The organism is Methylobacterium sp. 275MFSha3.1 (assembly GCF_900108435.1).
Classification (GTDB): Bacteria; Pseudomonadota; Alphaproteobacteria; order Rhizobiales; family Beijerinckiaceae; genus Methylobacterium.
In genome coordinates this window covers 25,105-47,637 of record NZ_FNWP01000032.1, presented here as the reverse complement: position 1 = coordinate 47,637, position 22,533 = coordinate 25,105, and the positions used below count along the sequence as shown (strand labels likewise).

Here is a 22,533-nt window from a genome sequence, read left to right as displayed (position 1 = left end):
GGCGGCACGATCCCGCAGATGGAGGCCTGCCTCGACCTGCCCGACGGCGGGAGCCGCTTCGTGATCGTCGCCGGGCAGCCGATCGAGATGGGCGACGAGCCCTGCATGCTGTTCACCTTCGCGGACCTGGAACTGCGCCGGAAGGCCGAGGCCGCCCTGCGCCAGAGCGAGGAGCGCTTCGCCAAGGCGTTCCGGCTGACGCCGATCCCGACCGTGCTGGTGCGGGCCGAGGACGGCCAGGTCACGGGCGTGAACGAGGCGTTCAGCCGGGTCTTCGGCCTGGGCGGGGACCGCGTCGTCGGCCGCTCGCTGGAGGAGGCCGGCCTGTGGGTCGCCGAGAAGCAGCGCCTGCAGGTCGAGGCCGCCCTGGAGCGGCAGGGCTACGTGCTGGGTCTCGAGGTGTGCCTGCGCCACGAGAGCGGCGCGAACCTCGACTGCCTGGTCTCGGCCGAGCGGATCACGATCAACGACGCCGATTTCCTTCTTCTGGTGTTGCAGGACATCACCGAGCGCAAGCACTCGGAGCGGGAGCTATTCGACGCGATCGAGACGGTGATGGCCGACACGTCGTGGTTCAGCCGCGGGCTGATCGAGAAGCTGGCGAACCTGCGCCGGCCTCGCCGGGAAGGCGGCGACGCGGCGGCGCCGAACCTGACCGTGCGCGAGCGCCAGATCCTCAACCTGATCTGCTCGGGGCTCAGCGACGACGCGATCGCGCGCAAGCTCGGGCTGTCGCGCAACACGGTGCGCAATCACGGCGCCGCCCTGTACCGCAAGATCGGCATCCACAAGCGCAGCGAGGCAGTCGTTTGGGGGCGCGAGAACGGCTTTCCCCTGAACATTTCTGACGGATGAATACCGCCATACTGGTACAACCAAACCATTGATCCGGCGCGCCCGGCGTACATCTTCCGCTCGGCAAGGGTTTTCTCACGCATGACGAGGCGCCCATGACCGAAGACAGGAAGACACCGTCCGCCGAGCACCTCAAGGGCTCGGTGAAGGAGGCCATCGGCAAGCTGACCGGCGATGCCCGGACGGAGACCGAGGGCCGGCGCCAGAAGCGCGACGCGCCCGGATCGAAGGCCGGCTCCGGGCCCGCGGGCTCCGGCCCGCGCTGACGGACGTCACCCGGCGCCTCACGGTGAGGCGCCCCCACCACGAGGGCGATCGCGGAGGCGGTCGCCGACGCGACGACGAAGGAGAACGACATGGTCGATACCAATCGGATCACGGGCGCGGCCCGGGAACTCGGCGGCAAGGTGCAGGGCGCGTTCGGCGACCTGACCGGCTCGCGGCGGGACTCGGTCGAGGGCCGCGCCCGCGAGGCCGCCGGACAGGCCGAGACCCTCTACGGCCAGGCCAAGGACACCGTGCGCGACGCGGCCGACCACGTGGCCGACGCGGCCCGCGACCTCGGTGGTCGGGTCCGCGACGCCGTCGACGATCTCGGGGCCGACGACGTCGAGGCCCGCGCCCGCCGCGCCCAGGGCGCCGCGCAGGACCAGTACGCCCGCGCCGAGCGCGGCGTCCGCCACGCCGCCGAGGAGGCGTACGACTACGCCGAGGACGCCTACGCGCGCGGCAGCCACGCCCTGCGCCGCGGCACCCGCGAGGTCGGCCAGCAGGTCGCCGAGTACCCGCTCGCCGCCCTGCTCATCGCCGGCATCGCGGGCTTCGGCCTCGGCCTGCTCGTCAGCGCCCGCCGCGACTGAGCCGCGACTGAGCCGTGTCCCGGCAGTCCCCGGGCCTTCCGGGCCCTCCGGGCCCTCCGGGGGCCGGCGGCCCCACGAATTTCAGCGATCCACCACCGGAGTGACAGCGTGACCACCATCCAGACCGTTGCAACGCCCCTCGCGCCGGACGCGCACGCCGACACGCGCGCCGTCCTGCTCAACCAAGTCTCCTGGGGCGCCATCTTCGCCGGCGCCGTGACCGCGCTGGTCACCCAGGTGATCATCAACCTCGTCGGCGTCGGCGTCGGGCTGGCCTCGGTCGGCACGACCGCCGCCGACAATCTCTCCGCCTCCACCGTCTCCATGGGCGCGGGCGCGTGGTTCGTCGCCTCGGGCCTCGTCGCCTCGCTGGCGGGCGGCCTCATCGCCGGGCGGCTCTCGGGCAAGGCCCTTCCGGGTGCGGCCGCCCTGCACGGGCTGGTCTCCTGGGCGGTCACCACCCTGGTGGTGCTGTACATGCTGACCTCGGCCGCCAGCGGCCTGGTCGGCGGCACGCTCGGCACCGTCTCGAGCGCGCTCGGCGGCGCCGGCAACCTCGTCGGCGGCACGGTGCAGACCGCCGCCCAGGCGGCGGCGCCGTCGCTGTCGAAGATCTCGAACCCGCTCGACGGCATCGAGGACAAGGTCCGCCAGCAGGCCGCCGGCCAGGACCCGCAGGCCGCCAAGGACGCGGCCGTGGCGGCGGTGAAGGCCGTCCTGACCGGTGACCCGGCCCAGAAGGAGCAGGCCAAGACCCGCGCCGCCGACGCCCTGGCCAAGGCGCAGGGCATCACGCCGGATCAGGCCAAGGCGCAGATCGACGACTACCAGAAGCAGTACGAGCAGGCGGTGGCCAGCGCCAAGCAGAAGGCCGAGGCCGCTGCCGTGACGGCGAAGTCGGCGGCCACGCAGGGCGCGTTCTACGCCGCGCTGGCGCTGATCCTGGGTGCGCTGGCGGCGTATGTCGGCGGTCGGATGGGCGCTCCCAAGCCCGCGACTCTGCTCGGCGCCTACGAGACCCGGCGCGTCTGACACCTCCCTCTGACACCTTCACCGGCCCCCGCGTCGATCGCGGGGGCCACCACCGGCCGGGGAGACCGGCCCCACCAGCGAAGCAGGAGCACACGCGATGAGCAGCACGACCGACAAGATCAAGGGCCTGGCCAACGAGGCGGTGGGCAACGTCAAGCAGGCGGCCGGCAAGGCGACGGGCAACGACAAGCTGGTGGCCGAGGGCAAGGCGCAGGAGCTGAAGGGCGAGGCGCAGGAGCTGAAGGGCGAGGCGCAGAAGACCGTCGGCGACGTCAAGGACGGCGCCAAGTCCGTCGCCGACAAGATCACCGGCAAGCACTGAATCCGTCCCGCGGCGCCGGCTCCCCGGCGCCGCCGCCCCCGCCGAGGCGGGGCTCCATTCCCCGACACCAGGAGAGCTGCATGAACCGCGACCAGATCCGCGGCGCGTCCCGCCACCTCAAGGGCCGCGCCCAGACCGCCCTGGGCGGCCTGACCGGTGACCCGGGACGCCAGGTGCGCGGCGCCGTCAACCAAGTGGCCGGCGGCGCGCAGTACGCCTACGGCCGCGCCCGCGACCGCGCCGAGGACCTCACGGAGGACCTGGCGGAGAACGGCCGCCATCTGGCCGAGACCGCCCGGAGACGGGCCGACCACCTGATCGACGAGGGCCGGGACCGCGCCCGGGACGCGCGCCGCCGCGGCGCCGATTACGGCCGGCAGGCGATCCGCACGGCCGACGCCAACCGCACCAACACCCTGCTGGGCCTGGCCGCCGTCGCTTTCGCGGCGGGATGGCTCGTTCGCCGCACCCGCTGACGGAGGCTTTTCCGATGCTGCGCAAGCTCCTGACGGCCTTCATCGTGCCGAAGCTCATCGCCTATCTCGGGCGCCGCTACGACCGGCGCCGGGGCACCGGCCGCACCTACTGACGCCCGGATCCGGAGCCCGGGATCGCTAGCCCGGGGCCTTCCAGATGCCGGCGGCGATCCGTGTCGTCTCGACGAGCGCGGCGTGGAGCGCCGCGTCCCCGTCGCGCCGGCCGGCGCGGATCGCCGCGACCAGCTCGGCCGGCGATCCGGCGCCGCCCAGCGCCCGCTCCCAGGCCCCGGCCGCCGCGCCGGCCTGCGCGATCTCCCGCATGACCACGCCCATCGCGTTGGCGGCCATCAGCAGGACGTAGCGCTGGCGCCCCGACAGGGCCGGCGCGACCTCGTCGAGGAGGCTCTGCCGGGCGACCGACAGGAGGGCGGCGCCCGCGGGCGCGTCCGGGAAGGATTCGCTCATCGGGCTCCCCACCGCTCGGGCGCGGTCTCGCGCAGGATCGCGGCCTCGAGTTCGGGCACCATCCGGCCGGTCAGCGCCAGCTCCAGCGACGTCTCCTGACCGGAGACGTGGCGGTGGCCCTGCTCCAGGGCGATCACCGCCCAGCGCAGATGCGCCATGACCTCCCAGTAGCGCACCGCCTCCGGCTCGATCGCGCGCCCGCTCTCGGCCTCGTAGCCGCGGTAGAAGGCGGCCCGCGGGGCGATGCCGCCGGCCTCCAGGTCGGGCCGGCCGAAGCGCCAGCAGGCGGCGCAGAACCAGCCGATATCTTGGACCGGGTCACCCCAGCCGGCGAATTCCCAGTCGAGGATCGCCGTCAGGCCCTCGGCATCGACCATGTAGTTGCCGGTGCGGAAGTCGCGGTGGACCAGGACCGGCCGGGGACAGGGCGGCGCGTGGAGCTCGGCCCAGCGCAGGCCCCATTCGAGGGCCGGGCGCGCGGCGCCGATCCCGTCGAGACTCGCCCGGAGCGCGCGGATCTCGGCCAGGGCCGGCTCCGGCTCGGGCGCGCCGAGGAAGGCGAGGTCGTCCGCCGGGGCGGTTCCCGGGCCGGCCACCGGCAGGATGCCGTGCGTCCGGGCGAGCTCGCGGCCGAGCCGCTCGGCCAAGGCCGCGCGGTCGCCGCCGAGGCTCGTGTCCTTGACCACCCGCGGCCCCAGCCCGACCCCTGAGACGAGGCCCATCAGCGCGAAGGGCGCCCCGACCACCCCCGGATCCGCGCAGAATCCGACCGGCTCCGGCACCCTCACGCCGGCCGCGAAGGCGGCGCGCAGGATCCGGAACTCCTCCGCCCGCGAGCGGCTCGACGCGATGGTGGCGGCCGCGTCCTTGCGCAGGACGAAGCTCCGGGGCGCGCCGTCGACCCGGCACGACAGCATCCAGTTCTCCTGGATCGAGCCGCCGGTCAGCGGCCGGGCGTCGTCGAGCGCGACCGACCCGGCCTCCAGGGTCCGGCCGATCCAGGCGCAGAGCGCCGTCCTCTGATCCGCGTCCAGCATGGTGCCTCAGGGCCGCGTCACGGGACGCGCTCGAGGGCCATGGCGATCCCCTGGCCGCCGCCGATGCACATGGTCACGAGCCCGTAGCGGCCGCCGGTCCGGGCCAGCTCGTAGAGGGCCTTGACGGTGATGATCGCCCCCGTGGCGCCGATCGGGTGGCCGAGGGCGATGGCGCCGCCGTTCGGGTTGACCCTGTCGGGATCGAGGTCGAGGGCGCGGGAGACCGCGCAGGCCTGCGCCGCGAAGGCCTCGTTCGACTCGACGACGTCGAAATCCGCCGCCCGCAGGCCGGTCCGCTCCAGCAGCCGCCGCACCGCCGGCACCGGGCCCATGCCCATCTCGGACGGGTCCACGCCGGCGTGGGCGTAGCCGACGATGCGGGCGAGCGGCGTCGCGCCGTCGCGCGCGGCCCGCGCGGCGCTCGACAGGACGAGGGCCGCCGCGCCGTCGTTCAGCCCCGAGGCGTTGCCGGCCGTGACGCTGCCGGTCTTGGAGAAGGCCGGGCGCAGCTTGGCGAGGTCCTCGGCGGTCGTGGCCTTCGGGTGCTCGTCGGTGTCGAAGGCCACCGTCTCGCGCCGGCGCTGGACCTCGATCGGCAGGATCTGGTCGCGGAACCGGCCCTCGCGGATCGCCCGCGCGGCGCGGGCCTGGCTCTCGGCCGCGAAGGCGTCCTGCGCGTCGCGGGGGACGGCGTAGCGCGCGGCCACGTTCTCAGCGGTGACGCCCATATGGCCGTTGCCGAACGGGTCGGTCAGCGCGCCGAGCATGTAGTCGACCAGCACGGCGTCGCCCATGCGCGACCCGGTCCGCCCGGTGGTCAGGAGGTGGGGCGCGCGGCTCATGCTCTCGGCGCCGCCGGCCACGGCCGTCTCGGCGTCGCCGAGCAGGATGGACTGCGCGGCCGAGACGATCGCCTGCAGGCCGCTGCCGCAGAGGCGGTTGACCGTCATGGCCGGCACCTCCTCGGGAATCCCGCCCTCCATCGCCGCGACGCGGGCGATGTAGGCGTCCCGGGGCTCGGTCGGGATGACGTTGCCGAGGACCACGTGCCCGACCGCCTCGGGCGCGGTCCCGGCGCGGCGCAGCGCCTCCGCGACGCAGCTTGCGGCGAGGACGGAGGGCGGCGTGCCGGCCAGCGCGCCGCCGAACGTGCCGATCGCGGTGCGCACCGCGCCTGTGATCACGACCTCGGTCATACTCTCGGCTTCCTCTCGGCTTCCCTGTCTGGCTCGGCCTGCCGACGCGCCCCGCGCGGCGGGCGGACGGTGTCGGCCCCGCTCAGGCCCCGACGCTCAGGCCCCGACGTCCCACGACCAGAAGGCGTCGCCCTCGGCCTCGAGATTGCGGTTCAGGACCATCTTGTGGACCTCGTCGGCCCCGTCCACGAGGCGGGCCTGCCGGGCGTAGCGGTAGATCCACTCGAGGGGCGTGTCGGTGGAATAGCCCCGCGCGCCGTTGATCTGGATCGCCGTGTCGGCGGCCGCGTGCAGGAGGTTGGCCACGTGGACCTTGGCCATCGACACCTCCTTGCGAGCGAAGCTGCCCCGGTCGAGGGCCCAGGCGGCCTTCATCACCAGGAGGCGGCCGATCTCGATCCGCATCGCGAGGTCGCCCAGCATCAGCTGGATGCTCTCCCGGTCGGCCAGCCGGATCCCGAAGCCGTGCCGCTCGGCCGCGTAGGCCCGGGCGATCTCGACGCAGCGCTTCGACAGGCCGAGCCAGCGCATGCAGTGGGTCAGCCGCGCCGGCCCGAGGCGGATCTGGGTGAGCTTCAGGCCGTCGCCCTCGTTCATCAGGACGTTCTCGGCCGGGATCTCCAGGCCCTCGAACAGCAGCTCGCAGTGGCCGCCGTGTTCCTCCGGCCCCATGATCGGGATGCGGCGCAGGATCCGCCAGCCGGGCTGGTCCCGGTGGAACAGGAAGGCGGTCAGCCCTTTCCGCGCGTCGTCGGAGGTGCGCGCCATCAGGATGAAGTGCTCGGCCTCTTCGGCCCCGGTGATGTACCACTTGCGGCCGGTGACCACGTAGCCGTCGCCCCGCCGCTCGGCCCGGGTCTGGATCATGCCGGGATCGGAGCCGCCGCCGGGATGCGGCTCGGTCATGGCGAAGGCCGAGCGGACGCGCCCGTCCACGATCGGCGCGAGCCAGCGCGCCTTCTGGTCCGGGGTCGCGACCTTCTCCAGCACCATCATGTTGCCGTCGTCGGGCGCGGCCGAGTTGAACACGACCGGCCCGAAGATCGAGCGGTTCATGGACTCGTAGCAGACCGCCATGCCGACCTTGTCGAGCCCGGCGCCGCCGGTCTGGGGCCGCAGCTGCAGGCACCACAGGCCCTCTGCGCGGGCGAGGCCGCGCAGCCGGGCCAGCTCGGCGAGGCTGATGTTGCCGTGGCCGTCATAGGCGGCCGGATCGGCCTCCAGCGGCAGGATGTGCGCGTCCACGAAGGCCGCGATCCGGGCGCGGTAATCCTCGACGCGCGGGGAGATGGTGAAATCCACGGGGCCACCTCCTGGGTCGGTGCCGACGACGAAAATCGAGCGAGCGCTCGCTTTTTATCGCCTGGATTCGCGCCTGGCAACGGGCTAGACCTCGGGAGCCGCTCCCGGTCGTGGCCACCGCGGGCTGGCGCGACGACGAAACGACGACGGCGCGACGACGGAGCGACGATGGATCGATGAGCCCCGCAGACGCTCTTCCGGTGAACTTTCCGGCGCACCTTCCGGCGAAGGACGCCTACGCCACCGAGGCGATCTGCGCGCGGATCCTGGCGCGGCACCGGGACCGGATCAGCGTCCGGAAGGACCACGTCGCCGTCGCCAACCTCGCGCGGATCATCGAGGCGGTGCTGAAGCTGTCGAGCCGGCAGGGCTTCCACGAGACGAGCCTGCGCGACCTCGCCCGGGCCTCGGGGCTCAGCATGGGCGGGCTCTACTCGTACTTCGACAACAAGAACACGCTGCTGGTGATGATCCTCACCGAGGTGGCCGAGACGGCCGAGGCGGTCCTGCGGCAGGCCCCGGCGGGGCTCGCGGCGGATCCGGCCGCGCATCTGCGCTGGCTGATCGAGACCCATATCCGCCTGACCGAGGCGATGCAGCCCTGGTTCGTCTTCGCCTTCATGGAGGCGAAGGGCTTCCCGGCCCCCGCCCGGACGATGGCGACGGAGAGCGAGGCCGCCACGGAGCGCATCTTCGCCGAGGTCCTCGCCCGCGGCGCGGCGGCGGGCGTCTTCGCGGTCGCCGACGTCGATCTCACCGCGGCGCTGATCAAGCCGCTCCTGCAGGACTGGTACGTGAAGCGGGCCAAGCACCGGAAGCGCGGGATCCCGATCCAGCGCTACATCGCCGGCGTGACCGCCTTCGTCGAGAAGGCCATCGCGGCGGCCTGAACCGGCGCGGCGGACGAACACCCCTGGTCGAGGCCGCCGCGCGCCCTTATGCCGGGCCCGGAGGGCATTCCGGAGCGCGGGGAGCATGGCCGGACCGATCGGGCGCCGCGCGGACGCACACGGAACCGCCGGAATCGACGATCCGCTGAGCGGCCTCGCGCCGCTGCTGCGCGTGCGGCCGCACCTGGACGACGTCTGCCGGTTCGGCGGCGCCTGGGCCGCCCCGCACGCGCCGGAGCCGACGCGGCAGGCCTATTTCCACCTCGTGACGCGCGGCCGCGCCACGCTGCGGCGGCCCGGGGGCGCGCCGCTGCAGGTCGCGGCCGGGGACATCCTGCTCCTGCCGCGCGGCGACGCGCACCTGTTCCACGGCGCGGGGCCGCCGCCGTCGACGCCCCTGCCCGTCGCGGTCCGCCACGCGCACGATCTGCGGTTCAAGACCACCGTCGGGGCCGAGCCGGACGTCGAGCTGATCTGCGGCCGCCTGGCCTTCGAGGCGGCGCCCCAGACCCTGATCGTGACCGCCCTGCCCGACCTCCTCGTCCTGAGCGTCGGCACCGAGCCCCTGGCCACCCGGTTCGCGCCGCTCCTGGCGGGCATCCGCGAGGAGCTGAACGACCTCCGCGCCGGGTCGGTCGCGGTCGCCGAGAACCTCGCGAGCGCGCTGTTCATGATGATGCTCCGCGCGCATCTCGAGGCGTCGGCCCCGGCCGAGGGCCTGCTGCGCCTCCTGGGGCAGCCGCTCACCGCCCGGGCGGTGCTCGCGATGGTGCGCGACCCGGTGCATCCCTGGACGCTGGACGAACTGGCCGCGACGGCCGCCGCGTCGCGGGCGAGCCTCGTGCGCGCCTTCCGTGGGGCGGCGGGCGTCGCCCCGCTGGAATTCCTCACCGACCTGCGGCTCGGGCTCGCCCATCACCGCCTGCGCACCGAGACGGTCCCGCTGGACCGTCTCGCCGCGGAGGTCGGCTACCAGTCCGCGCCCGCCCTCAGCCGGGCGTTCCTGCGCAAGTACGGGATCCGCCCCGGACAGGCGCGGCAGGCCGAGGCGCCCCCGCATGCGGTTTGATCCGCCCGGTCATCGGCCTGCGCCGCGCGGTCATCGAGGGCGCGGCCGGCCCCGACTACCTTCCTCGTCATCACGAAGGAGGTCGTCATGCACATGATCGATTGGAACAGCTACCGCCAGCAGGTCACCGCCGGCGTCGGACACTTCGCCAAGCTCAGCCCCGACACGGTGCGGGGCTACGGCACCCTCAGCACGGCGGGCCAGAAGACCGGCCAGCTCGACGCCAAGACCCGCGAGCTGATCGCGGTGGCGGTGGCGATCTCCCTGCGCTGCGACGGCTGTATCACGGTCCACACCGACGCCGCCCGCAAGCTCGGCGCCACCGAGGCCGAGCTGGCCGAGGCCCTCGGGGTCGCCACCAGCCTCAATGCCGGTGCCGCGGTCGTCTACGCGACCCGCGCGCTCGACGCCTTCGCGGCCTCCGCCGAGGCGTAGCCCCTCCCCCCATCCGATTGAGCAAGGAATCGTGCCATGAACACGCAGGTTCGCCGCGTCCTCGGCCTCGTCTCCGGGCCGGGCTCGAACCGCCTCGGCCTCCAGGCCATGCGGGTCGCCATCGCGGTCATCTTCCTCTGGATCGGCGCGCTCAAGTTCGTGCCCTACGAGGCCGACAGCATCACGCCCTTCGTCGCCAACAGCCCGGTGATGGCGTTCTTCTACGCCCACCCCGACCAGTACGCGCAGCACCTCACCCACGAGGGCGAGCTCAACCTCGCCGCCCGCGCGTGGCAGACGGCCAACCACACCTACGCGTTCTCCCGCGGACTCGGCACGGTCGAGCTGCTGATCGGCCTGCTCGTCCTCGTCGGGCTGGCGTCGCGGCGGCTGGGTCTGGCCGGCGCGGTGCTGGCCTTCCTCACCCCGGTGGTGACCCTGTCGTTCCTCGTGACCACCCCCGAGGCCTGGGTCGCCGCGCTCGGCGACGCCGAGCACGGCTTCCCCTACCTCTCGGGCGCCGGGCGCCTCGTCCTCAAGGACGTCACCCTCATGGCCGGCGCGTGGCTCGTCCTCGCCGACAGCGCCCGCGCCGTCCTCGAGCGGCAGGCCCGGGCGCCGGGCGCCCCCGCCCGCCTCGACCTCGCGGCAAGCCGCCAGGAGGCCGCTAGGAGGCCGCTAGGAGCCCGCTAGGAGGCCGGGGCGCCGTCCCCGGGCAGCGCCTCGATCACCGCCCGCAGGCCGCCGATGTCGTCCAGGACGGCGTCGGCGGTCCGCGCGTCGTCCGGGCGCCCGTAGCCGTAGCGGGCCAGGATGGCGGCGGTGCCGGCGGCGCGGGCGGCCGCGATGTCGTGGTGCATGTCGCCGACCATGACGGCCCGCCCGGGCTCGGCCCGTAGGCGACGCAGGGCCTCCCGCAGCGGCGCGGGATCGGGCTTGCGCTCGGGCAGCGTGTCGCCGCCCACGACCGTGTCGATCAGCGGCGCCAGCCCCACCGCGTCGAGGATCAGGCCGGTGGCGCGGGCCGGCTTGTTGGTGACGATCGCCAGCGCGTAGCCCGCCGCCCGGAGGTCGCGGACCGCCGCGGCGGCGTTGGGGAACAGGGCGGTACCGGCGGCCGCGAGCGGCTCGTACACGGCCAGGAAGGCCGGCAGCAGGTCCGGCGCCCGCTCCGGATCGCCGCCCGAGGCCCGCAGGGCGCGCCGCAGCAGCGCCACCGCGCCGTCGCCCACCATGGCCCGCATCGCGGCGGTCCCGACCGGCGGCAGCCCCTCCCGCGCCAGGGTGGCGTTCAGGGCCGTCCGGAGATCGGCCAGGCTGTCGACGAGGGTGCCGTCGAGGTCGAGGAGGACGGCGTCGAAGCGCGACGGGGGCGCGGGCGCGGGCAAGGAACGTCTCCGCGTCGCGGGCGACGCGCGGCGGGACGCCGACGCCTCAATCTCCGGGACGGGCGGTTCCTAGCGGGTCCGGCGCTGCCGGGCCAGGGTCCGGCACGCGCCCCGAGCATCCCCCGGGCATCCCCCGGGCAGCCTAGCGCGGCTTGGCGTCGGCCGGCGTCCGGTCGGTGCAGGTGACCGGCGTGCCGGCGCCGTCGGTCCACGTGACCGACCGCCCCTTGCCCCGCAGCTCGTGCGTGGCGTCGGCGTAGCGGAACCCCGACCCGCTCAGCTGTACCGGCAGGGTGACGACGGCGCCGTTGTCCGGCCGGACAACCGCCCGCTCCGGCCCCGCGGCGTTCAGGAAGGTGACGGCCAGCGTCCGACCGTTCGGACAGGCGAAGGTCACGTCGATCGTCTCGGCCTGCGCGGGCGCGGCGGCCACGAGCAGCCCGCCGACGAGGATCGCCAGCCGGGCGACGCGGACACGGATTCTCATCGGCCTCTCCTGAGCCCCGCGGCCGCGGCCGCGACGACGATCATCGCCGGGATGTCCTGTCCGGGCAATCGGCGCCGACGGCACGCGAGGCGGCCGGCCGACCCCCATCCACCAGTCCCTGGAAGAGCAGATGGAGCAGCGAGGCAATTGTACGATCCTCGATACAAGTCGAACCGGATCACTTCCCGCTCAACTTGGGACGGAATCGGTAAATCGTCGGCTCGCCCGCCCGGCGGATTGTCTCCCGAGCGCCGCGATGCGGCGCTCGGGTGCGGGGAATAGAGCCGTGGACGACCGCCGTGACAGCTCGCGGCTTAAATATCTCTTTAATGTTAGGAGTATAATAATACGGCAATCTCTCAGACGCAGCTTCGATGAACCGTCCGAAATATCCTTTCTCGATATTGATCGGGAGGTCGACCGCATCCGCCCCGGGTCTGACGGCCATGCGTCAGCTCGCGGAACTGCAGAAGCATATCCCGTCCCTCTACGGACTGCTCTCGGTCAATGCCGGCGCCCTCGCGGTGACGCATTACGGTCTGGCGCCCGCCTACCTGACCCTCGGCATCCCGGGGACCGTGATCGCGCTGTGCCTCCTGCGCGCGATCCACTGGTGGCGCTTGAGGCCCGAGGCCCTGGACGAGGCGCAGGCCGCCCGCCACCTGCGGCGGACGACGGTGCTCACGGTCTTCTTCTCCGTCGCCTTCGTGATCTGGGCGATGGTCCTGAACACGTTCGGCGGCCCCTACGAGCAGGGCCACGTCGCGATCTTCGTGGCCGTCACGGTGATCGCCTGCATCTTCTGCCTGACCTACCTGCCCCTGGCGGCCTTCCTGGTCACCGGCATCGTCATGGGCGTGTTCCTGTTCTGCTGCGTGACGAGCGGGAACCACGTGTTTCTCGCCATCGCGGCCAATACGGCCTTCGTCACGGCCGTGATGGTCCGCATCCTCAACACCAACTACCGGGCCTTCGTCGCCCTCGTCGCGTCCCAGGCCGTGGCGAGCCGGCTCTCGGAGGAGAACGCGCGCCTCGCCCAGACCGACAGCCTGACCGGCCTCCCCAACCGGCGCTACTTCTTCCAGAAGCTCGACGAGGCGCTCCGGTCGTCCTCCGGGGCGGACATGGCCTTCGCCCTGGCGATCTTCGATCTCGACCGGTTCAAGCCGATCAACGACACCTACGGGCACAATGTCGGCGACCGCGTCCTGGCGGAGGCCGGCCGGCGCCTCGCGGCCTTCGCGGGGGCGGACGTGGTGGTGACGCGGCTGGGGGGCGACGAGTTCGGCGTGATCCTGCGCGCGCCGGCTTCGGCCGCGGCGGCGCTCGCCTTCTGCGACGGCGTCTGCACGGCGCTGCAGCGGCCGATCCGGATCGGCGACATCCAGGTCGTCACCGGCTGCTCGGGCGGGCTCGCCCTGCCCTGCCGGGTCTCGCACGACGCCGACGCCCTGTTCGACCGCGCCGATTACGCGCTCTACCATTCCAAGGAGCAGCGGCGCGGCGCGACGACCCTGTTCTCGCAGGAGCACAAGGACGCGATCCGCGCCGAGCAGGCGGTGGAGACGGCCTTGCGGACGGCGGACCTCGCCGCCGAGATGGTGCTGCACTACCAGCCGGTCCTCGACCTCGCCACGGGGCGGACCGCCTTCGTAGAGGGTCTGGCGCGCTGGACGAGCCCGACGCTGGGCCGCGTCGCGCCGGACCGGTTCATCGCGGCCGCCGAGCGCGGCGGCATGATCCACACGGTGACGCTGCTGCTTCTGCGCAAGGCGCTCGCCGACTGCGCGCAGCTCCCGCCCGGGACCGGCCTGTCCTTCAACCTGTCCGCCCACGACCTCGCCTCGCCCGAGACCGTCCTGTCGATCCTGGCGGCGGTGCGGGGCAGCGGCATCGACCCGCGCCGCCTGACGCTCGAGCTGACCGAGACCGCCCTGATGCGCGACTTCGACCACGCCAAGGCGGCCATCACCACCCTGCGCAGCCTGGGCATCAAGATCGCGCTCGACGATTTCGGGACTGGCTATTCCAGCCTGGGCTACGTCCACCGCCTGCCGCTGGACAAGATCAAGATCGACCGCGGCTTCATGGCCGACATCGACACCGACCGGGGCTGCAGCCTCGTCTCCACGATCCTGGACCTGTGCCGCAACCTCGGCCTCGACGGGATCGTCGAGGGGATCGAGACGGAGGCGCAGCTCGACGTGGCGCGGCGGCACGGCAGCCGCTACGCCCAGGGCTACCACATCGGCCGCCCGATGCCCCTCGGCGACCTGCTGGAGCGGCTGGAGCGCGAGGGCGCGGCGGAAGCGAAGGTAGCGGCAGAGGCAGCGGCAGAGGCCGGCACGGTGCGCCGGAGGGCCTGAGGCGGCCCCGGCGCGAGGCGGAGCCGCCTCAGGCGCGCCGGAGGTTCCAGAGGATCGGGAAGCCCGGGAGGCGGCCCGTGAGGTCGCGCCGGTAGGACGTCATCGAGCGGTAGGAGCCGACCGGCACGAACACGACCTCCTCGAGGGCGATCCGCTGCATGTCGGCGCAGATTGCCCGGCGCGCCTCCGCGTCGGGGGCCGCGAACCACGCGGTCCGGAGCGCCTCCAGCCGCGGCACCGACGGCCAGCCGAACCACGCGTTCGGCCCGCTGGCCCGGAGCGGCTGCAGGGCGGCGGGGTCGGCGTTGTCGAAGGACGAGAAGGTGGTGAGCAGCACCGACCAGCCGCCCTTCTCGACGGGCTCGCGGGAGACGCGCCGCTGGATCACCGTGCCCCAGTCGCTCAGGGCCAGGTCGACGTTGAAGCCGATCCGGGGGAGCAGGTCGGCCGCGACCTGGGTCAGCGCCGCGGGCGCCAGCAGGTCCGTGGGACCGATGAGCCGGATCTTCGCGCCGTCGTAGCCCGAGGCCCTGAGCGCCGCGCGGGCCGCCTCCAGGCTGCGCGGCCCGGTGAGCGCCTCCAGGCCGACCTGGCTCGCCATCGGCGTGCCGGGCGTGAAGATCCCGCAGCGGTCGTCGTAGGCCCCGGGATCGTCGCCGACGATCGCCGCCATGAAGTCGCTCTGGACGATCGCCGGCAGCACCGCCCGGCGCACCGCGACGTCGTCGAAGGGCGGCTGCAGGTGGTTCATCCGCAGGATCGCCGGGTTGGTGAGCCGGTCGAGGCCCTCCACCACGATGTCGCGGTTGCGGGCGAGCAGCTGCTGGAGCTCGGGCGGCGGCTGCTCGTACCAGTCGATCTCGCCGTTCTGCAGGGCCGCCGCCGCGGTGGCGCCGTCGGCGATGATCCGCCACTCGATCCGGTCGAAATGGGCGACCTTGCCGCCGGCCGTCAGGCTCGGTGTGCCGGGCGCCGGCACGTAGCCGGGGTGGCGCTCGTAGACCATCAGGCTGCCCGAGTTGAACTCGTCGGCCTTCCAGCGGAACGGCCCGGAGCCGGTGGCGTCGGTGATCTGCTTGTACGGGTCGGTCCGGGCGACCCGCTCGGGCATGACGAAGGCCGGCTGGCTGACGCTCGCCAGCGCCTGCGGCAGGAGCGGGAACGGTGCCTTCAGCCGGAACACGATGTCGGTGTCGCCGTCGTGGGCGAGCTCGTCGGTGGCGGCCATCAGGGTCTGGCCGAAGCCATTGCGCGCCGCCCAGCGCCGGATGCTGGCTACGCAGTCCCGCGCCAGGACCGGCGTGCCGTCGTGGAAGCGCAGGCCCGCGCGCAGGGGGATCGTCACCCGGCGCCCGTCCTGCTCGACCTTGAGGCCGGCCGCCATCTGCGGCTGCGGCCGCAGGTCGGCGTCGAGGCCGAACAGCGTGTCGTAGACCACGTAGGCGTGGTTGCGGGTCACGATCGCCGTCGTCCAGATCGGATCGATGGAGGTGACGTTCGCCTGGGGGACCATGCGCAGGACCCGGGCGCCCTGCGCCCGCCCGACGGAGGGGGCCGCCAGGGCCGCGGCCCCCGCGGCCAGGAAGGTGCGTCGCCTCATCGTCACTCCCCGAACGGTGGATTCCGGCGTCGCAAGCGCCGGACCAGGGGGCGCCCCGCCTCAGCTCAGCGGGACGGCGAAGCCCCGCTGCACGGCGGGGCGCTCCATCATCCGGTCGTACCAGCGCCGGACCTGCGGGTAATCGGCGAGGTCGACCTGGTGGCGCTCGTGGCGCCACGCCCAGCCGAGGATCGCGAAATCCGCCACCGAGAGCGGCCCCGCGACGTACGCGACCTGCGCGAGGCGCCGGTCCAGCACGCCGTAGAGCCGGTGCGTCTCCTTGCTGTAGCGGGCGAGCCCGTAGGCGCGGTCGGCCTCCGCGACGGTCAGGAAGTGGTGGACCTGGCCGGGCATCGGCCCGAAGCCGCCCATCTGCCACATCAGCCATTCCAGGGCGGCGACGCGCTGCCGTCGGTCCTCGGGCAGGAAGCGGCCGTTCTTCTCGGCGAGGTAGAGCAGGATCGCGCCGGACTCGAACACCGGGATCGGGGACCCGTCCGGCCCGTCCGGATCGACGATGGCGGGGATGCGGTTGTTCGGGCTGATCGCCAGGAAGTCCGGCGCGTGCTGCGCCCCTTGCGTGATGTCGACCGGGATGACCCGGTAGGGCAGCGCCATCTCCTCCAGCGCCACGCTGATCTTCCGGCCGTTGGGGGTGTTCCAGGCGTAGAGATCGATCATCGCGGGCGCCTCCGCTGTGCCGAGGGAAGCTAGGGCCCGTGACGGGATCCGGCAATTCGGCCGGCGCTCAGGCGGCGACCGGGGCCGGCTCCGGCTCCGGCAGGCCGAGATGCCGGTAGGCGTGTCGGGTGAGGACGCGTCCGCGGGGTGTGCGCTGCACGAAGCCGCGCTGGATCAGGTAGGGTTCGATGATGTCCTCGATCGCGTCCCGCGGCTCCGACAGCGCCGCCCCGATCGTCTCGATCCCCACCGGCCCGCCCCCGAACGCGCGCGCGATCAGGCTCAGGTACTTGCGGTCCATCACGTCGAGACCCGCCCCGTCCACGTCCAAGAGCTGCAGCGCCCGGTCGGCGATCGCCCGCGTCACCGTCTCGGCCTCCGCCACCACCGCGAAGTCCCGCACCCGCCGCAAGAGCCGACCGGCGATCCGCGGCGTGCCCCGCGCCCGACGGGCGATCTCGTTGGCGCCCTCCGCCGACATGCCCAGGCCCAGCACCCGCGCGCCGCGCGCCACGATCTGCTCCAGCTCGTCGATCTCGTAGAACTCCAGCCGGATCGGGATGCCGAACCGGTCGCGCAGCGGCGTCGTCAGCAGCCCCGCCCGCGTCGTGGCGCCGACCAGCGTGAACTTCGGCAGCTCGATCTTGACCGAGCGCGCCGCCGGGCCCTCGCCGATGATCAGGTCGAGCTGGTAATCCTCCATGGCCGGGTAGAGGATCTCCTCGACCGCCGGGTTGAGCCGGTGGATCTCGTCGATGAACAGGACGTCGCGCTCTTCCAGGTTGGTGAGCTGGGCGGCCAGATCCCCGGCCTTGGCGATCACCGGCCCGGAGGTCGAGCGGAAGTTCACGCCGAGTTCGCGCGCCACGATCTGCGCCAGCGTGGTCTTGCCGAGCCCGGGCGGCCCGACGAACAGCACGTGGTCGAGCGCCTGCCCGGTCTTCCTCGCCGCCTCGATGAACACCTGCATGTTCGCCCGCGCCGCCCGCTGACCGATGAACTCGGCGAGGCTCAGGGGGCGGATCGTCTGATCCGGCTCCGCGGCCGCGGCACCGGCCCCCTGCGCGACCGTCCTGATCGGCGCCGCCATTCAGGCCGCCCTGGCGCGACCCGACGCCTTCTCGAAGGGCTGCACGAAGGGCTGCACCAGGACCCGCCGGCCCGAGAGGTCGTGCACGCTCACCCGCCACTCGGCCCAGTCGGTGCGGTTGGCCAGCGAGCGCCGCACGTCGGAGGCGACCTTGCGGGCGCGGTCGACGAGGCGCGCCGTCGCGCGCACCTCGGTGCCGCGGGCGTCGAACACGCATTCGAGGCCGTTGGTGCAGTGGAACCGGTACTTGGCCATCCCTCGCTCCTCCTCGGCCGCCCCGCGCGGCGCTCACCCTGTGTTCACTATATGTTCTGTTCTCGGCCGGATCCAGCCCCGGCGAAGCGTCGCAGGCGTCCCCGGAACGGACCCGCGCCGGACCCGCGCCGGCCTCACGACTGCGGCCGATGGGACCGGACCGGAACACCGCGCGCCCCGCGGGCTTACCGGGCGAGACGCCTCACCGCCGGACCGGGATCCCACCATGCGCGCCACGCTCCTCGCCCTCCTGCTGGCCGCCGGCCTCGGCGCGCCCGGCCGCGCCGCCGAGGCGCCGGCGGGGTCCGACGCCCTGAAGCCGATGGTGGAGTCGAACGACCTCGTCTTCAACGGCATCACCCGGTCCGCGGACGGCCGGCTGTTCTCGCCGTTCCAGCGGCAGAGCCAGGACAAGGGGATCGAGCTCGGCGAGTGGCGGGACGGCAAGGCGGTCCCGTACCCCGACGCGGCCTGGAACGCCTGGAAGACGGGTGACGACCCGGCCAAGGCCTTCGTGGCGGTCAACGCCATCCGGATCGGGCCGGACGGGGATCTCTGGGTGGTCGACAAGGGCGCGCCCGGCATGGGCGCTGCGCCGCTGCCGGGCGGCCCGAAGCTCGTGCAGATCGACCTCGCCACGAACGCCGTGCGCAGGGTCTACCCGCTGCAGGCGGCGACCACCGAGAAGAGCTTCATCGACGATTTCCGGTTCAACGGCGGCCACATCTACCTGACGGATGCCGGCCAGCCCGGGCTGATCGTCCTCGACCGCGAGACCGGCGGCCTCCGGCGGGTGCTCGACGGACACTGGTCGACGATCGCGCAGCGCCCGCTGACCGGCCAGGGCCGGGTGCTCCGGGACGACAAGGACAAGCTGCTCTTCATCCACGCCGACCAGCTGGAAGTCTCGCCGGACGGCAAGACCTTCTACTACCAAGCGTGCACCGGGCCGCTCTACAGCATCGAGACCCGGTACCTCGACGACGCGGCCGTGAGCGACGACGAGCGCGCCCGGCACGTCAAGCTCCACGCCGCCACAGTGGCGACGGGCGGCACCGCCATCGACGCGGGCGGCACCATCTACGCGAGCGACACGGACGGCCTGCGGATCCTCAAGATCGCGCCGGACGGGACCGTGAGCACGCTGGTGCAGGACCCGCGGCTCGTGTGGGTCGACGCGATGTGGATCGACGAGCAGGGCGGCCTGTGGATCCCGGCGGCGCAGATGAACCGCACGCCGGCGATGAGCGGCGGCGCGGCCTCGACGGTCAAGTTCCCGACGACGATCTACCGGATGCAGATCGACGCCGAGCCGCTGCGCAACTGAGGGCGGATCGGCCCGGTCCCAGGGGCGGCCTCGCGTCGGGCGGGCGGCGGCTGACGCCGAACCCGGAACCCGGGTTACAAGTTGGATCGAGGCGGGTGCCGGGCCCGGGACCCTGTACCGGGATCCGGCACCGAGGCTCGGCACGAGGAGAGGATGGACCGACCATGCGCAGGATGCAGTCGTCGCGGTGGGCCGGCGCCTTCCTGGCTGCCGGCCTGGTCGTCGCGTTCGCCCCGCCGGCGCGGGCCGACGCCGCGCTGGTCCTGCGGGAGACCCGGCTGCACACGCCGCCGGACTCGCACGAGCCGCAGCGGGCGATGGTCAACCTGCGCAACACCGGCCCGGACCTCGCGACGAACGTGACCGTGCTCTGCACCTTCACGGGGGCCGGCGGGACGGTGCTCGACACGCAGCAGGCCTCGGTGCCGGAGGTCGTGAGCCTCGCCGACGTGCAGGCCGAGACGATCTACTACGGCTGGCCCCGCGCGAGCAGCGCCACCTGCCGCCTCGCCGAGCCGTAGCCGGCGGCCCCCGTCGCCCGCCGGGCCGGCCGACGCAGCCTTAGCGGTTTCCGCGCGTTATGGTCCCGGTCCCGTGGCGTCCCAGGTCCGTTTCCGGCAGAAGGCGCCCACGCCCCGCCCCTCTGTCGCAGCGCCAGCCCCGTGCCCGTATCCCTCGCCCTCCCGATTTTGGCGATCCGCCCCGACCGCCCCGCGCGGCCGGCGGGGGAGTCCATCGCGACGCACGGGCGCTGAGCGTGGACGAGACGGGGACCGAGGCGCTCCTGCGGCGCGCCCGCGCGCTGGAGGCGGAGGCCGCCGGGCTCCGGGCGCGGGCGGCCGCCACCGGCGCTGAGGCGGACGCCCCGACGCTCCCGCAGCCCCCCGCCGACCTGTCCGGGGCCGGCCTCGCCCTCCGGGAGGCCGAGGCGCGCCTGCTGCGGGCGCAGGAGGCGGGCGGGATCGGCCTGTTCACCGTGGGGGTCGCGGACGGGCTCCTGCACCCGACCCCGCAATTCTGCCGGCTCTACGGCCTGCCGGAGCGCGACACCTACCCGGCCGAGCTGGTCGAGGCGCTGATCCTGCCGGAGGACCGGGCCCTCGTCTCGACGGCGGCGAGCCGGCGCCGCGGCGACGCCCCGCGGGACGTCGCCTACCGGATCCGGCGGCCGGATACCGGCGAGATCCGCTGGATCGCCCGGCAGGGGGAGATCGAGCGCGACGCCGCGGGGCGGCCGGTGCGGTTCTCCGGGGTCGCGCGCGACATCACCGAGCAGCGGGAGGCCCGCGACGCCCTGCGCGCCGGCGAGGAGCGCTACCGGACGCTGTTCGAGGCCATCGACGACGGCTTCTGCATCATCGAGTTCTTCGACGGCCCGCACGGCCCGCTGAGCGACTACGTCCACGTCGAGGCCAATCCCGGCTACGAGCGCCACACCGGCATCGCCGGCATCGTCGGGCGGACGCTGCGCGACCTCGTGTCGGCCGAGGACGCGGAGGCCTGGCTCGAGCTCTACGGCGGCGTGCTCCGCACCGGTGTCCCGATCCGGTTCGAGCGCTTCTTCGCCCAGGCCGACCGCTTCATCGACGTCTCGGCGGCCCGGATCGGGCCGGCGAGCCGGCGCCAGGTCTCGGTGCTGTTCCGGGACATCACCGCGCGCCGGCAGGCGGAGGACGCCCTGCGCGCCAGCGAGGCGCTCGCCCGGACCAACATCGAGCGCGTGCAGCTCGCCCTCGCGGCCGGCGCCATCATCGGCACGTGGCACTGGGACCTGCCGAGCGACCGGTTCACGGTCGACGAGGGCTTCGCCCGCAGCTTCGGCCTCGACCCGGCGCTGGGCCGGGACGGCATCCCGCTCGCCCGGATCGTCGCGACCGTGCATCCGGACGACCAGCCCGGGCTGGCCGCGGCCATCAACGCGGCCGTCGCCCGGGGCGGCGCCTACGCGCACCAGTACCGGGTCCGCCGGGCGGACGGGCGCTACTACTGGCTGGAGGCCAACGGCCGCGTCGACCACGCGCCCGACGGCACGCCCCTGAGCTTCCCCGGGGTCCTGATCGACGTGGACGAGCGCCGCGCCGTCGAGGCCGAGCGGGACCGCGTCGCCGCGGCGCTGCGCAGCCTCAACGAGACCCTGGAGCAGCGGGTCGCCGAGCGGACGGCCGAGCTGATGCGCGCCGAGGAGGCCCTCCGCCAGTCGCAGAAGATGGAGGCGGTCGGCCAGCTCACCGGCGGCCTCGCCCACGACTTCAACAACATGCTGGCCGGGATCGTCGGCTCGCTGGAATTGATGCAGACCCGGATGCTGCAGGGCCGGGTCGGCGACCTCGACCGCTACATCGGCGCGGCGCAGGGCGCGGCCAAGCGCGCCGCCGCCCTGACCCACCGCCTGCTGGCCTTCTCCCGCCGCCAGACCCTCGACCCGAAGCCGACGGACGCGAACCGCCTGGTCGAGGGCATGATGGAGCTCGTGCGCCGCACGGTCGGCCCCGCCGTGGCGATCGAGTCGGTCGGGGCCGGCGGCCTGTGGCCGACGCTGGTCGACCCGAGCCAGCTCGAGAACGCGCTGCTCAACCTGTGCATCAACGCCCGGGACGCGATGCCGGCGGGCGGGCGCATCGTCATCGAGACCGCCAACCGCTGGCTCGACCACCGGGCCGCCCAGGAGCGCGAGCTGGAGCCGGGGCAGTACGTCACGCTCTGCGTCTCGGACAACGGCACCGGCATGACCCCCGACGTGGTCGCCAAGGCCTTCGACCCGTTCTTCACCACCAAGCCGATCGGCGAGGGCACGGGCCTCGGCCTGTCGATGATCTACGGCTTCGCCAAGCAGTCCGGCGGGCAGGTCCGGATCTACTCGGAGGTCGGCCAGGGCACGATGGTCTGCCTCTACCTGCCCCGCCATCTCGGCGAGGCGGAGGCCGAGGTGTGCCTGCCGGACCTCGCCCACGCGCCCCGCGCCGAGCAGGGCGAGACGGTCCTGGTTGTGGACGACGAGCCGACCGTGCGGATGCTGGTCACCGAGGTGCTGGAGGATCTCGGCTACGCGGCGATCGAGGCGGCGGACGGTGCCTCGGGCCTGAAGGTGCTCAAGTCGGACGTGCGCGTCGACATGCTGATCACCGATGTCGGCCTGCCCGGGGGCATGAACGGCCGCCAGATGGCCGATGCCGGCCGCCAGCACCGCCCGGACCTGAAGGTCCTGTTCATCACCGGCTACGCCGAGAACGCCGCCCTCAACCACGGCCATCTCGGCCCCGGCATGCAGGTGATGACGAAGCCCTTCGCCCTGGAGGCGCTCGCGACCCGCATCCGCGGCATCATCGGCGGCGAGGGCTGAGGCCCGGAGGCCCGGGCGGGCGGTTCGCCTCCGGCACACGGCGTCGCAGGCCCGCGC

At 73.5% G+C, this 22,533-nt stretch carries 24 protein-coding genes; 14 read left to right on the top strand and 10 right to left on the bottom strand.

The features are described from left to right. The 6 genes from BLW78_RS27320 to BLW78_RS27295 all read left to right on the top strand — a co-directional run. The coding region (locus BLW78_RS27320; protein WP_139307753.1) for a helix-turn-helix transcriptional regulator at positions 1-855 on the top strand (855 nt) is incomplete at its 5' end. 95 nt (positions 856-950) lie between these two features. Continuing rightward, complete coding sequence (locus tag BLW78_RS27315) at positions 951-1,121, top strand: CsbD family protein (protein ID WP_020096302.1); 171 nt, start codon at positions 951-953, stop codon at positions 1,119-1,121. Between the two features lie 90 nt (positions 1,122-1,211). Next, positions 1,212-1,715: a CsbD family protein gene (locus BLW78_RS27310; RefSeq protein ID WP_091683262.1), complete on the top strand. Its 504-nt coding sequence runs from the start codon at positions 1,212-1,214 to the stop codon at positions 1,713-1,715. Positions 1,716-1,823: 108 nt separating this feature from the next. Beyond that, entirely contained in the window at positions 1,824-2,747 is a 924-nt protein-coding gene (locus BLW78_RS27305) for a PhnA-like protein (RefSeq protein WP_091683261.1), read from the top strand. Positions 2,748-2,844: 97 nt separating this feature from the next. Beyond that, on the top strand, positions 2,845-3,069 hold the full coding sequence (locus BLW78_RS27300; RefSeq protein ID WP_091683260.1) for a CsbD family protein: 225 nt from the start codon (positions 2,845-2,847) through the stop codon (positions 3,067-3,069). A gap of 80 nt (positions 3,070-3,149) precedes the next feature. Beyond that, the gene (locus BLW78_RS27295) at positions 3,150-3,545 is read left to right on the top strand and encodes a CsbD family protein (RefSeq protein ID WP_091683259.1); all 396 of its coding nucleotides are present in this window, start codon (positions 3,150-3,152) and stop codon (positions 3,543-3,545) included. A 138-nt stretch (positions 3,546-3,683) separates the two neighbouring features. Here the strand turns inward: BLW78_RS27295 and BLW78_RS27290 are convergent, their stop codons facing one another. From BLW78_RS27290 to BLW78_RS27275, 4 genes are all read right to left on the bottom strand, one after another. Then, entirely contained in the window at positions 3,684-4,013 is a 330-nt protein-coding gene (locus BLW78_RS27290; RefSeq protein ID WP_091683258.1) for a DUF6285 domain-containing protein, read from the bottom strand. Next, complete coding sequence (locus tag BLW78_RS27285; RefSeq protein ID WP_091683257.1) at positions 4,010-5,050, bottom strand: phosphotransferase family protein; 1,041 nt, start codon at positions 5,048-5,050, stop codon at positions 4,010-4,012. Before BLW78_RS27285 ends, BLW78_RS27290 begins: the two co-directional genes overlap by 4 nt. Before the next feature lie 17 nt (positions 5,051-5,067). Further along, positions 5,068-6,246: a beta-ketothiolase BktB gene (bktB, locus tag BLW78_RS27280; RefSeq protein ID WP_091683256.1), complete on the bottom strand. Its 1,179-nt coding sequence runs from the start codon at positions 6,244-6,246 to the stop codon at positions 5,068-5,070. Positions 6,247-6,342: 96 nt separating this feature from the next. Next, positions 6,343-7,548 (bottom strand): acyl-CoA dehydrogenase family protein, encoded by a 1,206-nt coding sequence (locus BLW78_RS27275; RefSeq protein ID WP_091683255.1) that lies wholly within the window; start codon positions 7,546-7,548, stop codon positions 6,343-6,345. 176 nt (positions 7,549-7,724) lie between these two features. Here BLW78_RS27275 and BLW78_RS27270 point away from each other — a divergent pair, with 176 nt between their 5' ends. The 4 genes from BLW78_RS27270 (at position 7,725) to rclC (ending at position 10,635) form a co-directional block, all read left to right on the top strand. Further along, positions 7,725-8,438 carry a TetR/AcrR family transcriptional regulator gene (locus BLW78_RS27270; protein ID WP_091683254.1) on the top strand — a complete coding sequence of 238 codons (714 nt, stop codon included), beginning with the start codon at positions 7,725-7,727 and terminating at the stop codon, positions 8,436-8,438. Positions 8,439-8,523: 85 nt separating this feature from the next. Further along, positions 8,524-9,507, top strand: a complete 984-nt coding sequence (locus tag BLW78_RS27265; RefSeq protein ID WP_091683253.1) for a cupin domain-containing protein — start codon at positions 8,524-8,526, stop codon at positions 9,505-9,507. Positions 9,508-9,594: 87 nt separating this feature from the next. Beyond that, on the top strand, positions 9,595-9,942 hold the full coding sequence (locus BLW78_RS27260) for a carboxymuconolactone decarboxylase family protein (protein WP_020096313.1): 348 nt from the start codon (positions 9,595-9,597) through the stop codon (positions 9,940-9,942). A gap of 36 nt (positions 9,943-9,978) precedes the next feature. Next, positions 9,979-10,635 (top strand): reactive chlorine resistance membrane protein RclC, encoded by a 657-nt coding sequence (rclC, locus tag BLW78_RS27255; protein WP_091683252.1) that lies wholly within the window; start codon positions 9,979-9,981, stop codon positions 10,633-10,635. Here the strand turns inward: rclC and gph are convergent. Both gph and BLW78_RS27245 read right to left on the bottom strand, forming a co-directional pair. Continuing rightward, entirely contained in the window at positions 10,632-11,330 is a 699-nt protein-coding gene (gene gph, locus BLW78_RS27250; protein ID WP_091683251.1) for a phosphoglycolate phosphatase, read from the bottom strand. The two genes, rclC and gph, sit on opposite strands and share 4 nt — an antisense overlap. Positions 11,331-11,472: 142 nt before the next feature. Continuing rightward, positions 11,473-11,817 carry an MliC family protein gene (locus BLW78_RS27245; RefSeq protein ID WP_091683250.1) on the bottom strand — a complete coding sequence of 115 codons (345 nt, stop codon included), beginning with the start codon at positions 11,815-11,817 and terminating at the stop codon, positions 11,473-11,475. Between the two features lie 446 nt (positions 11,818-12,263). Between BLW78_RS27245 and BLW78_RS27240 the strand changes: the two genes are divergently transcribed. Further along, a complete protein-coding gene (locus BLW78_RS27240; protein WP_244527074.1) occupies positions 12,264-14,183 on the top strand; it encodes a putative bifunctional diguanylate cyclase/phosphodiesterase in 1,920 nt (639 codons plus the stop codon). 28 nt (positions 14,184-14,211) lie between these two features. Here BLW78_RS27240 and BLW78_RS27235 read toward each other — a convergent pair whose 3' ends face one another. The 4 genes from BLW78_RS27235 to BLW78_RS27220 form a co-directional block, all read right to left on the bottom strand. Then, entirely contained in the window at positions 14,212-15,783 is a 1,572-nt protein-coding gene (locus tag BLW78_RS27235) for an ABC transporter substrate-binding protein (protein WP_091683263.1), read from the bottom strand. 60 nt (positions 15,784-15,843) lie between these two features. Then, positions 15,844-16,464: a glutathione S-transferase family protein gene (locus BLW78_RS27230; RefSeq protein ID WP_091683248.1), complete on the bottom strand. Its 621-nt coding sequence runs from the start codon at positions 16,462-16,464 to the stop codon at positions 15,844-15,846. Between the two features lie 67 nt (positions 16,465-16,531). Further along, positions 16,532-17,554: a Holliday junction branch migration DNA helicase RuvB gene (ruvB, locus tag BLW78_RS27225; RefSeq protein ID WP_091683247.1), complete on the bottom strand. Its 1,023-nt coding sequence runs from the start codon at positions 17,552-17,554 to the stop codon at positions 16,532-16,534. Next, a complete protein-coding gene (locus BLW78_RS27220) occupies positions 17,555-17,809 on the bottom strand; it encodes a DUF6894 family protein (protein ID WP_020096048.1) in 255 nt (84 codons plus the stop codon). It abuts the gene before it with no gap. A gap of 226 nt (positions 17,810-18,035) precedes the next feature. On the opposite strand from BLW78_RS27220, the gene BLW78_RS27215 reads away from it, so the two are divergent. The 3 genes from BLW78_RS27215 to BLW78_RS27205 all read left to right on the top strand — a co-directional run bounded on the left by BLW78_RS27215 (position 18,036) and on the right by BLW78_RS27205 (position 22,476). Beyond that, positions 18,036-19,136 (top strand): SMP-30/gluconolactonase/LRE family protein, encoded by a 1,101-nt coding sequence (locus BLW78_RS27215; protein WP_091683246.1) that lies wholly within the window; start codon positions 18,036-18,038, stop codon positions 19,134-19,136. 164 nt (positions 19,137-19,300) lie between these two features. Continuing rightward, positions 19,301-19,657: a hypothetical protein gene (locus BLW78_RS27210; protein ID WP_026605381.1), complete on the top strand. Its 357-nt coding sequence runs from the start codon at positions 19,301-19,303 to the stop codon at positions 19,655-19,657. Positions 19,658-19,893: 236 nt separating this feature from the next. Next, on the top strand, positions 19,894-22,476 hold the full coding sequence (locus BLW78_RS27205) for a PAS domain-containing protein (protein ID WP_091683245.1): 2,583 nt from the start codon (positions 19,894-19,896) through the stop codon (positions 22,474-22,476). Positions 22,477-22,533 lie beyond the last annotated feature (57 nt).

Coding starts and splice junctions, on each gene's coding strand:
- BLW78_RS27235 (WP_091683263.1), bottom strand. CDS start 15,783: ATGAGGCGACGCACCTTCCTGGCCGCGGGGGCCGCGGCCCTGGCGGCC.
- BLW78_RS27290 (WP_091683258.1), bottom strand. CDS start 4,013: ATGAGCGAATCCTTCCCGGACGCGCCCGCGGGCGCCGCCCTCCTGTCG.
- rclC (WP_091683252.1), top strand. CDS start 9,979: ATGAACACGCAGGTTCGCCGCGTCCTCGGCCTCGTCTCCGGGCCGGGC.
- BLW78_RS27240 (WP_244527074.1), top strand. CDS start 12,264: ATGCGTCAGCTCGCGGAACTGCAGAAGCATATCCCGTCCCTCTACGGA.
- ruvB (WP_091683247.1), bottom strand. CDS start 17,554: ATGGCGGCGCCGATCAGGACGGTCGCGCAGGGGGCCGGTGCCGCGGCC.
- BLW78_RS27230 (WP_091683248.1), bottom strand. CDS start 16,464: ATGATCGATCTCTACGCCTGGAACACCCCCAACGGCCGGAAGATCAGC.
- BLW78_RS27260 (WP_020096313.1), top strand. CDS start 9,595: ATGCACATGATCGATTGGAACAGCTACCGCCAGCAGGTCACCGCCGGC.
- BLW78_RS27295 (WP_091683259.1), top strand. CDS start 3,150: ATGAACCGCGACCAGATCCGCGGCGCGTCCCGCCACCTCAAGGGCCGC.
- BLW78_RS27265 (WP_091683253.1), top strand. CDS start 8,524: ATGGCCGGACCGATCGGGCGCCGCGCGGACGCACACGGAACCGCCGGA.
- BLW78_RS27270 (WP_091683254.1), top strand. CDS start 7,725: ATGAGCCCCGCAGACGCTCTTCCGGTGAACTTTCCGGCGCACCTTCCG.
- BLW78_RS27315 (WP_020096302.1), top strand. CDS start 951: ATGACCGAAGACAGGAAGACACCGTCCGCCGAGCACCTCAAGGGCTCG.
- BLW78_RS27300 (WP_091683260.1), top strand. CDS start 2,845: ATGAGCAGCACGACCGACAAGATCAAGGGCCTGGCCAACGAGGCGGTG.
- BLW78_RS27210 (WP_026605381.1), top strand. CDS start 19,301: ATGCGCAGGATGCAGTCGTCGCGGTGGGCCGGCGCCTTCCTGGCTGCC.
- bktB (WP_091683256.1), bottom strand. CDS start 6,246: ATGACCGAGGTCGTGATCACAGGCGCGGTGCGCACCGCGATCGGCACG.
- BLW78_RS27310 (WP_091683262.1), top strand. CDS start 1,212: ATGGTCGATACCAATCGGATCACGGGCGCGGCCCGGGAACTCGGCGGC.
- BLW78_RS27215 (WP_091683246.1), top strand. CDS start 18,036: ATGCGCGCCACGCTCCTCGCCCTCCTGCTGGCCGCCGGCCTCGGCGCG.
- BLW78_RS27220 (WP_020096048.1), bottom strand. CDS start 17,809: ATGGCCAAGTACCGGTTCCACTGCACCAACGGCCTCGAATGCGTGTTC.
- BLW78_RS27245 (WP_091683250.1), bottom strand. CDS start 11,817: ATGAGAATCCGTGTCCGCGTCGCCCGGCTGGCGATCCTCGTCGGCGGG.
- BLW78_RS27285 (WP_091683257.1), bottom strand. CDS start 5,050: ATGCTGGACGCGGATCAGAGGACGGCGCTCTGCGCCTGGATCGGCCGG.